General features: G+C 69.6%; 13 protein-coding genes. 6 read left to right on the top strand and 7 right to left on the bottom strand.

The features are described 5' to 3' along the window. The first annotated feature begins 92 nt into the window (after positions 1 to 92). A complete protein-coding gene (locus tag ACIBQX_RS38865; protein WP_397013593.1) occupies positions 93 to 983 on the top strand; it encodes an aminoglycoside phosphotransferase family protein in 891 nt (296 codons plus the stop codon). A gap of 57 nt (positions 984 to 1040) precedes the next feature. Here the strand turns inward: ACIBQX_RS38865 and ACIBQX_RS38860 are convergent, their stop codons facing one another. Further along, positions 1041 to 2216 (bottom strand): alpha/beta hydrolase family protein, encoded by a 1176-nt coding sequence (locus ACIBQX_RS38860; RefSeq protein ID WP_397013591.1) that lies wholly within the window; start codon positions 2214 to 2216, stop codon positions 1041 to 1043. 70 nt (positions 2217 to 2286) lie between these two features. Continuing rightward, positions 2287 to 2700, bottom strand: coding sequence for a hypothetical protein (locus tag ACIBQX_RS38855; protein WP_397013589.1), 414 nt, complete (start codon positions 2698 to 2700; stop codon positions 2287 to 2289). Positions 2701 to 2870: 170 nt separating this feature from the next. Between ACIBQX_RS38855 and ACIBQX_RS38850 the strand changes: the two genes are divergently transcribed. Both ACIBQX_RS38850 and ACIBQX_RS38845 read left to right on the top strand, forming a co-directional pair. Beyond that, entirely contained in the window at positions 2871 to 3896 is a 1026-nt protein-coding gene (locus tag ACIBQX_RS38850; protein ID WP_397013587.1) for an ATP-binding cassette domain-containing protein, read from the top strand. Next, positions 3893 to 4729: an ABC transporter permease gene (locus ACIBQX_RS38845; protein ID WP_397013585.1), complete on the top strand. Its 837-nt coding sequence runs from the start codon at positions 3893 to 3895 to the stop codon at positions 4727 to 4729. The genes ACIBQX_RS38850 and ACIBQX_RS38845 overlap by 4 nt, the downstream gene beginning before the upstream one ends. A 10-nt stretch (positions 4730 to 4739) precedes the next feature. Here ACIBQX_RS38845 and ACIBQX_RS38840 read toward each other — a convergent pair whose 3' ends face one another. Further along, positions 4740 to 7880 (bottom strand): BTAD domain-containing putative transcriptional regulator, encoded by a 3141-nt coding sequence (locus tag ACIBQX_RS38840; protein ID WP_397013583.1) that lies wholly within the window; start codon positions 7878 to 7880, stop codon positions 4740 to 4742. Positions 7881 to 8069: 189 nt separating this feature from the next. Beyond that, positions 8070 to 8678 (bottom strand): TetR/AcrR family transcriptional regulator, encoded by a 609-nt coding sequence (locus ACIBQX_RS38835; protein ID WP_397013581.1) that lies wholly within the window; start codon positions 8676 to 8678, stop codon positions 8070 to 8072. 102 nt (positions 8679 to 8780) lie between these two features. Between ACIBQX_RS38835 and ACIBQX_RS38830 the strand changes: the two genes are divergently transcribed. Together ACIBQX_RS38830 and ACIBQX_RS38825 are read left to right on the top strand one after the other, a co-directional pair. Then, on the top strand, positions 8781 to 9158 hold the full coding sequence (locus ACIBQX_RS38830; protein WP_397013579.1) for a DUF4267 domain-containing protein: 378 nt from the start codon (positions 8781 to 8783) through the stop codon (positions 9156 to 9158). Positions 9159 to 9579: 421 nt separating this feature from the next. Then, positions 9580 to 9843, top strand: coding sequence for a hypothetical protein (locus ACIBQX_RS38825; RefSeq protein ID WP_397013577.1), 264 nt, complete (start codon positions 9580 to 9582; stop codon positions 9841 to 9843). A 231-nt stretch (positions 9844 to 10074) separates the two neighbouring features. Here the strand turns inward: ACIBQX_RS38825 and ACIBQX_RS38820 are convergent, their stop codons facing one another. Further along, positions 10075 to 10416: a DoxX family protein gene (locus ACIBQX_RS38820; RefSeq protein WP_397013575.1), complete on the bottom strand. Its 342-nt coding sequence runs from the start codon at positions 10414 to 10416 to the stop codon at positions 10075 to 10077. Between the two features lie 179 nt (positions 10417 to 10595). Further along, positions 10596 to 11477: a sigma-70 family RNA polymerase sigma factor gene (locus tag ACIBQX_RS38815; protein ID WP_397013573.1), complete on the bottom strand. Its 882-nt coding sequence runs from the start codon at positions 11475 to 11477 to the stop codon at positions 10596 to 10598. 112 nt (positions 11478 to 11589) lie between these two features. On the opposite strand from ACIBQX_RS38815, the gene ACIBQX_RS38810 reads away from it, so the two are divergent. Then, positions 11590 to 11832 carry a hypothetical protein gene (locus tag ACIBQX_RS38810; RefSeq protein WP_397013571.1) on the top strand — a complete coding sequence of 81 codons (243 nt, stop codon included), beginning with the start codon at positions 11590 to 11592 and terminating at the stop codon, positions 11830 to 11832. Positions 11833 to 11955: 123 nt separating this feature from the next. On the opposite strand, the gene ACIBQX_RS38805 is transcribed toward ACIBQX_RS38810, so the two are convergent. Continuing rightward, the gene (locus tag ACIBQX_RS38805; protein WP_397013569.1) at positions 11956 to 12285 is read right to left on the bottom strand and encodes a hypothetical protein; all 330 of its coding nucleotides are present in this window, start codon (positions 12283 to 12285) and stop codon (positions 11956 to 11958) included. Between the last annotated feature and the right edge of the window lie 198 nt (positions 12286 to 12483).

Genomic DNA, 12483 nt, shown 5'->3' with positions numbered 1-12483 from the left:
CCGCTGAATATTCGGTCGACAGGCGGGCCCACGGTGCACTGTGATGGTCGGGCCGCCCGCCGTACGGAGTGGGCCGATCGCAGGAGCTGCTCTTGGCGACCTCGGAGACCGCGGACACCCGCCCCACGATCAATGCCCCACTGGTCCGAAGGCTGGTCGATACGCAGTTTCCGCAGTGGGCCGCGTTGCCCCTGAAGCTCCTCGATCCGGCAGGCTCGGACCATGTGATCTACCGGCTGGGCGAGGAGCTGTCCGTCCGGCTGCCCCGCCACGCCGGCGCCATCGGCCAGGCCGAGAAGGAACGTGAGTGGCTGCCCCGGCTCGCCCCGCGACTGCCCCTGGCCATCCCGGTGCCGGTAGGAGTGGGTGAGCCCGACTTCGGCTATCCATGGCGCTGGGCGGTGTCCGGCTGGCTGGAGGGCGAGGTGGCGACCGTCGAGGCGCTGGCCGACTCGTCCTCGGCCGCCGTCGAGCTGGCGGCGTTCCTGACCGCCCTTCAGCGGTTCACGTCCGCGGACGTACCAGCCGTGGAGGCCCTCACCGGCCCGCCGCTGGCGGACCGGGACCGCGCGACGCGAGCCGCCATCGCGGAGGTCGGCGGCGTGTTCGACGCCACCGCCATGACCGAACTGTGGAACGCGGCCGTCAGCGCCCCTGGCTGGGATCGCCCGCCGGTCTGGTTCCACGGCGACTTCCACACCGGCAACCTGCTGACCGTCGACGGCCGGCTCAGCGCGGTCATCGACTTCGGCGGGCTCGGCATCGGCGATCCGGCCTGTGACCTGACCATCGCCTTCACCCTGATGTCGGCCGGCAGCCGGACCGCCTTCCGCGCCGCCCTCGGTGTGGACGACGCCACCTGGACCCGGGGTCGCGGCTGGGCCCTCGCCACCGGTCTGAACGCCTACACCTCCTATGCCGCCGTCAACCCGAGGATCGCCGCGCAGACCACCCGTCAGATCACCGAGGCCCTCGTCGGCTAGCTCAGAGTTCGGTAGGAGGCGGAACCGTACCGGCAGGTTCTCATCTCCCGCCCCGCCTCAGGGGTTATTGAAGGCTACTTCGGGGTTGGCCGGGGACGGGCCGTCCAGCAGCGGGCGGCGTTCGCCACGTAGGTGCTGGTCGAAGAAGGCGCCTGCGTACGCCGTGGTGATCTCGCCCGACCGCTTGCCCGACAGCGGCGCGGCCGGGTCGGTCATCCCGGCCTGCCCGCCCAGGATGGGCAGGTCGATGAAGGTGAAGTGGCCGGAGTCGGCCACGGTCAGCCAGCGCTTCCAGCCGTCCAGCCGTCGCCAGTCGCGCGGCCACGTCGTGTCGGTGGAGTCGGGCGAGTGGCCGGCCTTGGTGCCGAGCATGAGGAACGGCCGTTCGCCGAGGCCGGCGGCCGGGACCGGGGCGAAGAACGTGCCGTCCATGTTCACCCCGGCACGGACGCGGCGGTCGGTGGCCATGACGCTCGCCGCGGCATTGCCGCCGAGCGAGTGGCCGGCGGCGCCGATCCGGCGGGGGTCGATCATCTTCCAGCGCTTCCAGGCGGGTGCGGACCCGGCAGATCGGGTCAACCGGTCGATCACGAAGGAGATGTCGGCCGCCCGACCGACGGCGGCCTTGGCCAGCAGCTTCCTCGCCGCCTCATCGGAGGGAGCCTTCTCCACCACCTCGCATGCGGCGCAGGTCAGGGTGCGGCCGCCAGGGAAGGTCGTGCCGAACGACTCGTAGGCGTGATCCACGAGTGCCACGACGTAGCCCTTCGAGGCGAGTTCCTCGGCGAGCGTGGTCAGGGTGGCACGGTTGAGGCTGAACCCAGGGGAGAGCGCCACCAGGGCGTGCCGGCCATCGACGGGGCGGGCGCCGACGCGCGCGTTCGTGCGGACGCCGGCGAGTTGTTCGGCCTTGAAGGCGGTGTCGAGCTTCTGTCCCTTGAGGAGGAGCCCGGCCTCGTCAGTCGTCATGTACGGCGCGGCGCGGCCACCGGCGCGGGCCGGGTAGTACATCGACACCATCAGCTCACGTGCGCCGGCCTTGGGCACCCACGCATCACGGCGGCCGCCGTCGACGAGGTGCAGGGTGTCGCGCCCGACTTCGTACGGCCCGGTGGGGCGAGGGATCGCGAAGCGCACACCCGCGGCAGCGGGAAACGCCGTCGCAACCGACACGGGCAGGGGCAGGGTGAGGGCGAGAAGGACGGCCACGGCGGTGCGGCGGGTTCTGATCACAGGCAGAACGGTAGGAAGAACGCCACCATGCCCGACATGCCCGAAAGGCCAGCTCGCACCCCTACTTTCGTCAGTGTTCGCGGGTGAGCCTCTCCAGGCGCCACGCGTGCTGGTCGTGGCCTCGCAGGTCGCTGCGGCTCAGTACGGGGCAGCCGAGGATCTCGGTCAGCACCGTCCGCTGCCTGACGGTCAGCTGGTTGACGAACACAACGGCCACGGCCCGGGTCTCCGTACGGGCCTGCGCGATCTCGCGCACCTTGCCGGTGCTCATCAGCGTTCGCGATGAGTAGGGCTGGTCCATGTTCGCCTGCCCGCCTGGAGCCCGGCCCTTCTTGCCGCCCGAGACGCCACGGCGTTGCACGAACCGCCGGACGACTCGCCCACCCAACTCGGTGATCTCCGCGGCGAGATCGTCCATGAGGCCGGCATGATCCTTCCGCTGGGCGGAGAAAAGCCCGGCGATCAGCACGTCGGCGTCCGCCACCGACGTCGTCGCGTGAGATGCCGGCGCAACGCTGGATCGCCGACGCCTCCTTCTCTCCTGATGACGCCGCGGACCCATGCACGTCAGCCTAACGACGCTACAACCGCCGCCCGGCAACCGGTGAAACCGGCCGAGGGTGCCGTGAAACCGGCGCCGCCGAGAGTGGGGCCATGAGCATCACAGAACTCGGACGTCTCGGGGCCGGCCCGCCCCCCGACAGGGGTACCGACCTGGCCGTACATGCGGAAGGGCTGGTGAAGACGTTCGGCGGGCACCGTGCCGTCGACGGGATCGACCTGGACGTACACCCTGGTGAGATCTTCGGCGTCCTCGGCCCGAACGGCGCCGGAAAGACCACCACGCTGAAAATGCTGGCCACCCTGTTGAAGATCGACGGGGGCCGTGCCGAGATCTTCGGTGTCGACGTGGCCGGCAGCCCGCACATGATCCGCCAGCTGGTCGGCGTCACCGGGCAGTACGCGTCGGTCGACGAGAACCTGACCGCCCGCGAGAACCTCTGGCTCTTCGGGCGCCTGCAGGGCATCGCCGCGCCGCGCGCCCGGCGCGTCGCCGTCGAGCTGCTGGGCCAGTTCGGCCTGGAGGAGGCCGCCGACAGACCGATCGCGCAGTTCTCCGGTGGCATGCGCCGGCGCCTCGACCTGGCGGCCAGCCTGATCACCCGGCCACCGTTGATCTTCCTCGACGAGCCGACCACCGGCCTCGATCCGCGCACGCGCGGCCAGATGTGGGACACCATCCGTGATCTGGTCGCCGATGGCTGCACCGTGCTGCTGACCACGCAGTATCTGGACGAGGCCGATCAGCTCGCCGATCGCGTCGCCGTCATCGACCACGGCCGAAAGGTCGCCGAGGGCACCCCCGACGAGTTGAAGACCGCGGTGGGCAACTCCACCCTCCAGCTGCTGCTCGCCGAGCCGGACGAGGTGCCCACCGCCGTGGAGGTCGTGCGGCGCGTCCTCGGCTCCGACCCGGTCCTCAGCCCGGAGCAGGGCCGCCTCAACGTCGCCCTCGACCAGGCCGACCTGGCCGCGGACGTACTGATCGCGCTGCGCACCGCCGGGGTGTCGATCTCTTCGGTCAGCGTGGCCAAGCCCAGCCTGGACGAGGTTTTCCTCGCCCTCACCGGCCACGAGACGAACGCGAACGACGAGACCGGAACGGAGCAGAACCGATGAGCACCATGGTCGCACCCGCCCGCGAGGCGGTCCGGGCCGCCGATCGCGTGGCCGCCGCCCGGCCGCGCGTCTCCATGGGGGAGACGCTCGGCCAGACCCTGACGATGGCGTGGCGGGCGCTGAAGAAGATGCGCCGGAACCCGGAGCAGTTCTTCGACGTGGCGCTGCAGCCCATCCTGTTCACCGCGATGTTCGCCTTCGTCTTCGGCGGCGCCATCGCGGGCGACGTACAGAGCTACCTTCCGCTGATGATCCCCGGCATCCTCGCCCAGACCGTGCTGACGACGTGCATGGCCACGGGCACGCAACTGCGCGAGGACCTGGAGAAAGGCGTCTTCGACCGGTTCAAGTCGCTGCCGATCGCCCGGATCGCGCCGCTCGCCGGCCCCATGGTGGCCGACCTGCTGCGCTACGCGACCGCGGCCACGCTGACCTTCGGCATGGGTCTGGTGATGGGCTACCGTCCGGGCGGCGGGGTGGGCGGCGTGCTCGCCGCTATCCTGCTGGCGATCATCACGGGCTGGTCGCTGGCCTGGGTCTTCACCTGGGTCGGCACGATCGCCAGGAGCGCCCAGGCCGTCCAGGGCATCTCCATGATGATCATGTTTCCGCTGACGTTCCTGTCGAACGCGTTCGTCCCGGTGGAGACCCTGCCCGGCTGGCTGGCCGCGTTCGTGCGGATCAACCCGGTCTCACACCTGGTCACCGCCGCCCGTGACCTCGCCAACAACGCCCTCGTCAGCGGAGAGGCGGCCTTGACGCTCCTGGCGTGCCTGATCGTCATCGCGATCTTCGCGCCGCTGTCGGTACGCAGCTACAAACGGCACATGTGACCCTCCGCCGTCACGGCCGGAGTCGCTCGACGAGACCGCGCGCCTCGTCGAGCAGGTCCGGGCCGCGTCGATCGCCGTACTCGGCCCGCACGGCGGCGATCATCCCGGGCGCGGCCCGCTCCGCGTACGGTTCGATCCGCTCGAAGGCCATGCAGGGCATGCTGCTGCTGTACGCGAACCGCTCGGCCAGCACCAGCAACCTGATCGCGTCGCGGGGGGCCATGGCTCCCCGCAGCAGCCCCCAGGCGCCGAGCGAGAAGATCATCGAGCCGCACACCGGGTAGTCGAGGACAGGGTTGTCCGGGGCCAGCAGGTCGTAGCCCCGGATGGTGGCGAACAGCTCCTCGCCGTACCGGACCTCTTCCGGTGGGGCGTGGTACGCGTACGCCGTCAGAGTGACCGACACCGTGATGATCGTCCACGGCGTGAGCTCCGTGCACGGCACCCTGGGCAGGCGCCGGTCGTAAGCCCGCTGGACGGCCAGGCGGTATTCCGCGAGCGCGGCGGCCGGCTCGCCACGGGCGAGGGCGAGCTCGCCCGCGCACAGCGAGACGATCGCCACCCCGCCGAGCACTGCCTCGCTGTCGTAGATCCGGGTGAGCTCGGTGAGCTCGGCCTCGGCGGTGTCGAGATCGCCATCGGCGAGCGCGGAGACCAGCAGCAGTGCGCGGAGCTGGGTCTCGTCGTCCGTGGCGCCGAGCCGGCTCAGCACCGGGAGGGCGAACCGGGCGTGTCCGACCGCCCGCCGGCGATCGCCGAGCTGCATGACCAGGTTGGCCAGCTCGGCGTGCATGATCGCGACGACCCACGGCCCCTCCTCCTCGCCGAACATGGTCAGGGCCCGCTCGGCCGCCTCGACCGCCGCGCTCAGGTCTCCCGCGTTCTCCAGGACGTGGACGTTCGCCTGCATCGCCGCCAGGGCCAGGTCACGGTCGGCGCTCCGGCACAGCTCCGCCAGCCGGCGGCGCGCGTCGCCGCCGTCGGCCACGTCGCACGCGATGAGCACCGTGGTCATCGCCGCCAGGCGGGGATCCGTCGTGTCGCCGGTGGGCAGCGTACGGAGGAGATCGCGCAGCGGATCGTCGCGGCGGTCAGTGACGATCATGAGGTTCATGAGCAGGATCAACAGGGCGGCCCTGGTCACCTCGACGAGGTGGGGCGGCGGCACCCAGCCGTCGATCACCTGGGTGATCGCGTCCCGGTGCACGAACACCCGGGTGTGGTCGCCCCGGATCGACCACAGCGCGCCGACGCCGGCCAGCAACTGGAACGTCGTGACGGGATCGGACTCGCCGAGAGCCTGCCGGAGCAGATCGGCGAGATTGCTCTCCTCGGCGCGCAGCGCGTCGGCCGCCGCGAACTGCGCCGGGGTGAACAGCCGGGAGGCGTGTTGGAGGGCGTACTCCGTCGCCCAGGCCCGCTGCGCCGCCCGGGCGGGCGCCTCCTCGCCGGCCTCCTTCAGCCGCATCCGCCCGAACTCCCTGACCGTCTCCAGCATCCGGTAGCGCAGGCCGTACGTCGTCTCGCGGACGCTGAGCATCGACTGCTCGGTCAGCGCGTCCACGACGTGCAGGGCGTCCGATCCGAGTACGTCCTCGGCCGCGGCCAGCGTGAAACCGTCGCCGAACAGCGACAGCCACCGCAACGCCTGCCGTTCCGGCTCGTCCAGCAGATTCCACGACCAGTCGATGACCGCGAGCAGCGTCCGGTGCCGGTCGGGAGCCGTACGGTTCCCACCGCGCAGCAGGGCGAACCGGTCCGCCAGGCGGCGCGCGATCTCCTCCACCGACATCACCCGCACCTTGGCCGCGGCCAGCTCGATCGCCAGCGGCAGCCCGTCGAGGCGGCCGACGACCTCCTCGACCGCTCCCTCGTCGATCCGCACCCCCGGGCGGGCGGCCGTGGCACGCTGACGGAACAGCTCCACCGCGTCGCCCGCGGGCAGCTCGCCGAGCTGGTAGACGCGTTCGGCGGGGATCGACAAGGGAGCGCGCGAGGTGATGAGCACCCGCAGGTCGCGAGTCGTCACGGTCAGGAACGCCACCAGGTCGGCGACGGCCTCGATCACATGCTCGCAGTTGTCCAATATCAGCAACGCCGGAGCCTGGTCGAGATGCGAGGCGATCCGGGCGCGAACGTCGGAGCGCTGTTCGGCGGTCAGGACGTGCCGCCCGCTGACCGAGTCCCGAACCCCGAGCGCCGAGCCCACCTCGCCCACCACACCCTCCGGCGAGGAGACGCCGACGAGCTCGACGAAGTACGCGATGGGCTGCGTGGCGTTCCTGCCGACGACATGGGCCAGCCGCGTCTTGCCCAGTCCGCCGGGGCCGATGATCGAGACGACCCGGTTGGTCCGCAACAGGGCGTGCACCGCACGGATGTCGCCGTCGCGGCCGAGCAGCGAGGAGCCGTCGAACAGAATGCCCTCACGGACCGGCCGATCGGCGACGAGGAGTTCGGCGTACACGCGGGCGAGCTCAGGCCCCGGTTCGGTGCCGAGCCGCGCGACCAGGCCCGCGCGATACCGCCCGTAGCGCTCCAGCGCGGCGGCGGCGCCTCGTACGGCGGCCTCGCTGCGCAGCAGGCAGGCGAGCAGTTCCTCGTCGTACGGCCGATCGGCCGCGACCTCCTCCAGCAGCGGCAACGCGCCCTCGTGAGCGCCGCTCCGGCCTTGCGCGATCGCCGCCACCCGTCGCGCCTCGGCCGCCCACCCCGCGGCGACGTCTCTCAGCTCAGCGAGCGGGCCGGTGGCGCCGTCCAGGCCGCCGGCCACGAGGCCCATGGCCTCTTCGGCGCGGCGGCGCGCGAGCACCATGTCGTCCTCGCCCAGCGCGGCCCGTGCCTGCTCCACCAGCGTGCCGACCAGCAGCGCGTCCACCTGGCCGGCGGGCAGTCCCAGCCGGTAACCACGCGGGATCCGCACCACGACGTCCGCGCAGGTCACCGCCCTGGTCCGCGAGACGACCACCTGCAGCGCCTTCGTCGGGTTGGCCGGCGCCTCCTCCGGCCACAACGCCTCGACCAGGCGCTCGTCACCGACCCCTGCGCGGCCGTGCAGGGCGAGCACGGCCAGCAGGGTATGCGCGCGATCGCCGACCACGCGCGCACCCTGCCAGCGAACGCCATCGAGCAGGACCAGGGCGGGGGACACACCTTCAGCTTATGGTCGGGGACGAGCTGCGCCTCGCCCGTCCCAGGATGGAAACGCCGCCCCCACCCGTTGACCGTCAGAGGGGTGATGTCCGGGCAGTAGCCAGTCGAGTGGTTGCTGATCTCGGCCCGCACGTCGGCCGGCCCCACGTATCCATGGCTCAGCCGCCGATCCTGCACGCGAGCCGACCTAGTGGCTCGGCTCAGATCCTTGGGCCGGTCGACCTGGTGTGCCGGCGATCTGGGTGACGAGGAAGTCGAGCCGCTCCGTTTGGCCGTTCGGGGGGATTCGGCCGCTGTCCGACAGGGCGGCCAGGCCGTGCAACGCACCCCAGGTGACTTCGGCGAACAGTTCGCGTCGCAGGTTGTCCGGGTGGAAGCAGCTCATGAACTCGGCGAAAGCGGCGCGCAGTGGAGGCGGCGTCTCGGCGTGCGCGAACTTCACATCGGTCGGCAGGACGAACATGGCCTGGTAGAGGGCGGGCTGCTCGGTCGCGAACTCCAGGTAGGCGCGGCAGACGGCGTGCAGTGACTCCGGCGGCTCGGGGGCGGCCAGCCGGGCGCTGCGCAGGCGGGCCGCGAGTTCGCCGAAGCCTTCGATGGCAACGGCACGCAGGATGGCGTCCTTCCCGTTGAAGTGGCTGTAGAGCACGGGCTGGCTGTACTCGACGCGCTCAGCCAGCCTTCGCGTTGTCACTGCCTCCCACCCCTCGGCCTCGGCCAGTTCACGGGCGGCCGTGATGATCAGCTGATGACGTTGGGCGCGTTCACGTTCGCGGCGTTCGGTGATGGCGGACATGACCGCAGCATAGCAACGCTAGACAAGATGTCTTCGCTAGTAATATCGTCGCTATCATTACTAGCGTCGCTAGAGAGACGCTGCCATCGAGGGGACAACCTCATGCTCAGCAACATCGCCACTGTGCTCGCCGGACTGATCGGCGCGGGCATCATGTTCATTGGCGCCCGCGTCTTCTGGGCACCGCAGGCCGCTGTCGGCTTCGGGATCCCCGATACGCCGACCGAGGAGCGGAGCTTCCAGGCCTGGCTAACCGTCAAGGGCGTACGCGACATCGCCTCAGGGCTCTTCGTCTTCCTCCTGCTGGCCGGCGGGACAACCCACCTGCTGGGCTGGTTCATGCTGGCCGCCAGCGTCATACCCGTCGGCGACGCGCTGATCGTGCTGCGCAGCAACGGGCCCAAGACGGCCGTCTACGGCATCCACGGCGCTACTGCAGTGGTGATGCTGGCGATCAGCGCGCTCCTGCTCATCGCGTAACCACTCCTCAAGCCACCTTGGCCGGGTATCAACAGGAGGCGTTCTGGACCGTACGCGACGGCTCGGCCACGATGAGGGCATGACGGAGAACCGACCAGGGCAGCCGCCGACGGCAGGCCGAGGAGCCGGCTTTCGCCTGGACTGGGCGGCAGTGAGCGGTCTTACGGGTGCGGCCGCCGTCGTGATCGCGCTGATCGCTTACCTGGCGCCGCCTCCACCGTCCGAACCCGAAGGAAAGATCACCACCCCCACCTCTCAGTCATCGTCACCAGATCCGGTCATCATCCGGACCACACCGCCGACCTTGACTCCGTCGCCTGAGTCCAGCACCCCCCGGCGACCAGTGCCAAGTACCACGCGGGAGGGCCCGGATTCCTTCTCACCGCTGCCGGCGGTCCGGCCTGGCGGCTGCGACGCAGCTATGACGGCGCTGACCGCATACCGCCGGAACGCCGGGACCAGCCGCAGCAGCCAGGCAGCCGCGGCTCGCCAGACGTACCAGGATCTGATGGGCGCGGGCCTCGACGCGCAAGGAGTCGTGCAGACGACGATCAGTCAGCTGGCCAGAAAGTTCCAGGAGCTGAACTTCCGCTTGACCGGCATGGTCGTCGCCGATCCCGACCCGGTGATCGCGGATATCAACACAGACTTGAGGGAGCTCCAAGGGCTATGCGGATCCACCTGACCTGAAGACACGTCACGGCCCAAGTCGGCGCGCGATGACTGCAGTGCAGCGGGGCCACTGGTCCGCGCTGAAGCGCCGTAACCGTGCCCATAGGCACCGGCCCTTCGCGAAGGCGCGGCGGGCAACTCCCCAGACGGTCAGCGGGTGGGTGACCCCGGTTCTCCTCGCGCGCGGTGAGGGGAACCGGGGTGGGTTCTGGGTGGACAGTCGGCCCGGGCGCTGACTGTGCTGTCAGGCGGCCGATCCCAGCAGGAGTGCGGCGACGACCGGCACGAGGTACAGCATCGGGTAGGCGACCGTCGCGTAGGACCGGGCGCGCAGCACCGTGATGACGGCCCCGACGAAGTACAGAACCAGGCCGATGCCGGCCAGCAGGCCGATCACCGGCACGAACAGGCCGACCAGCAGCCCCGCCGCACCCGCGGCCTTGGCTGCACCCAGCCAGGGCCACCATGAGCGCGGGACACCGTACGATGCCAGCGGCTGAACGACCCACGCGGCGCGGGTGAGGACGGCGTAGGCGGAGAAAGCCACCCAGGCGGCGGCAAGAACGGTGACGATGATGTGAACCATCGGAGTGCCCCTTGCTTCGGTGGACGCTGGGCCGGGCCGCAGCGACGTGATCGGTGAGTCCGTCGCTGCCTTGACCCGGCGCCACAGGGCGATGTGACCGATGGCTAATGTGATGTGCGCCACACCTGAGGAGCCCGGCGTTGGGAGGCGAATCCGGGCGATTCACCTCCCAGCCGTTGTCAATCGAGGACTGCCAGGTCGAGTCGATCGAGGCGTTCGGATTCCGCGATGACGTTGATGTCGGTGATGAGCCCATCGACGACCGTGAACGTGATCGCCACACGCAGGTGTCCGTAAGGAGCCATCACCAGACCGACGGCACCGTCGAGGAGAGCGAGTCCGGTGAACTGGGCCCGCTGCATGGCGGCCATCGCGCCCTTGGCGACGGCCTCGGCTCCCTGGACCACGACGGGCGCGGCGGTCAGCATGACGGCCTTGTCCGCCCGGAGCAGGACATCGGGGTGAAGCAGCGTGATCAGCGCTTGGAAGTCCTGGCTGCGGGTGGCGGACAGGAACGCTGTCACGATCTCCCGCTGGCGGATCAGATCGACACGCGGCGCGGGTGCCGCTCCCTTGACGCGACGGCGGGCGCGGCTGGCCAGTTGCCGGGTCGCCTCCGGGGAACGCTCCAGCATGGGGGCGATCTCCTCGAACGGCACAGCGAACAGATCGTGCAGCACGAAGGCGACCCGCTCGGCCGGGCTCAAGGTATCGAGCACCACCAGCAGCGCCACCCCGACCGAGTCGGCCATCTCCACTTCTTGCTCGGGATTGCCCATGGACGCGGCGCCCAGCAGCGGATCAGCGGCCTGGATGTCCAGTGGTTCCTCACGGCGGCTGCCGCGCGAACGCAGCATGTTCAGGCACACCCGGGCAACCACCGTGGTCAGCCAGCCGGCGAGGTTCTGCACCTGGCTGATATCGGCGCGGCTGGCGCGCAGCCAGGCGTCCTGCAGCGCGTCATCCGCCTCACTCAGCGAGCCAAGCATCCGAAAGGCCACTGCGCGCAGATGCGGGCGATGCTCGACGAACCGCTCTGTCAGCCCATGATGTTCGTCCACGTCATATTCCTCCTGTTAACCAGGCCACCCGTTAACCGGGTCAAAGGAGAAGGATACGTACGACATGTCGGGATATTTCCGAGGGAGTCATGACGTCGGGCGAACTGCCCTGGTGGCTCGCTTTCACAGCGGATTCACCTGCTGGATCGAACAGCGTCTCCTTCGCGAGGACCCCGACGACCTCACCGAGGCGATCGGGGCCCTCGCCCGCACCGAAGGCCTCTCACCCCAGGTAGCAGACCACGTCGCGGCCATGAGCGGCACCACGTCCAAGGACGTCGTCACCACCTGCCAAGGCGACGACACCGAGTGTGCCGGCGCTCCAGAGACCTTCGACCGCCCCGACCTGACCTGACCACCCCGGACGACCCTCTCGACACGATCGTGTACTGCCACCCGTCCTGACGAGTGTCCATCTGACCGCGGGACGGAGTCAGAGCGGCGGCTTGCGCCGGACGCGAGTCACTGAATCAGCACACTAACAGGAGTAAATTCCCCGGCCTGTAGGGGCGGCGATCCCGGCGTAACGCTGCGACTTCGTCGTGTTGCCGGAGATCGTGAAGGCACCCTTGTCCGGCCAGTTATTGATGTCCACGCAGTAGGACTTCGTGCTTGAACAGGTGTTCTTCACCTTCACATACTGGCTGATCTTCTCATTGTACCAATCCACGACGGACAGACAGCCTGCCGCGGCGGCATCGGCGCCTGAGGAAATGGTGGTCGACGCCATGGTGGGACTCGGTCCCCCCATCAGTACGGTTGCGGTAACGAGCCCTGCGGCCAGAGTGCCGATCTTACGTACAAGCATGATGTCCTCCTTTTCGCGGCGCCCGGTGGCGCACTTTAAGGCCACCAGGCTTGCTCATGAGAATCAGCGTAGAGGTCAACGGTATATTCGCGGTATATCGGCGAAGCTCGCTGATAAGCGGCGCGAATGTCCTTTCCCGATGCCTCCATCTTGTGGACGCCGCATCGTAGCTGTTCGGTGGATAATCCGGCGAACCAG

This window comes from Nonomuraea sp. NPDC049714, from assembly GCF_044465295.1.
In the GTDB taxonomy this organism is placed as follows: domain Bacteria; phylum Actinomycetota; class Actinomycetes; order Streptosporangiales; family Streptosporangiaceae; genus Nonomuraea.
Note: the sequence above shows the minus strand (reverse complement) of the source record. Positions and strands in the feature narration are given on the sequence as shown.

What these genes read in the sequence shown, in the direction of transcription:
- ACIBQX_RS38850 (WP_397013587.1), top strand. Translation starts at nt 2,871, where the DNA reads ATGAGCATCACAGAACTCGGACGTCTCGGGGCCGGCCCGCCCCCCGAC.
- ACIBQX_RS38845 (WP_397013585.1), top strand. Translation starts at nt 3,893, where the DNA reads ATGAGCACCATGGTCGCACCCGCCCGCGAGGCGGTCCGGGCCGCCGAT.
- ACIBQX_RS38835 (WP_397013581.1), bottom strand. Translation starts at nt 8,678, where the DNA reads ATGTCCGCCATCACCGAACGCCGCGAACGTGAACGCGCCCAACGTCAT.
- ACIBQX_RS38830 (WP_397013579.1), top strand. Translation starts at nt 8,781, where the DNA reads ATGCTCAGCAACATCGCCACTGTGCTCGCCGGACTGATCGGCGCGGGC.
- ACIBQX_RS38825 (WP_397013577.1), top strand. Translation starts at nt 9,580, where the DNA reads ATGACGGCGCTGACCGCATACCGCCGGAACGCCGGGACCAGCCGCAGC.
- ACIBQX_RS38820 (WP_397013575.1), bottom strand. Translation starts at nt 10,416, where the DNA reads ATGGTTCACATCATCGTCACCGTTCTTGCCGCCGCCTGGGTGGCTTTC.
- ACIBQX_RS38805 (WP_397013569.1), bottom strand. Translation starts at nt 12,285, where the DNA reads ATGCTTGTACGTAAGATCGGCACTCTGGCCGCAGGGCTCGTTACCGCA.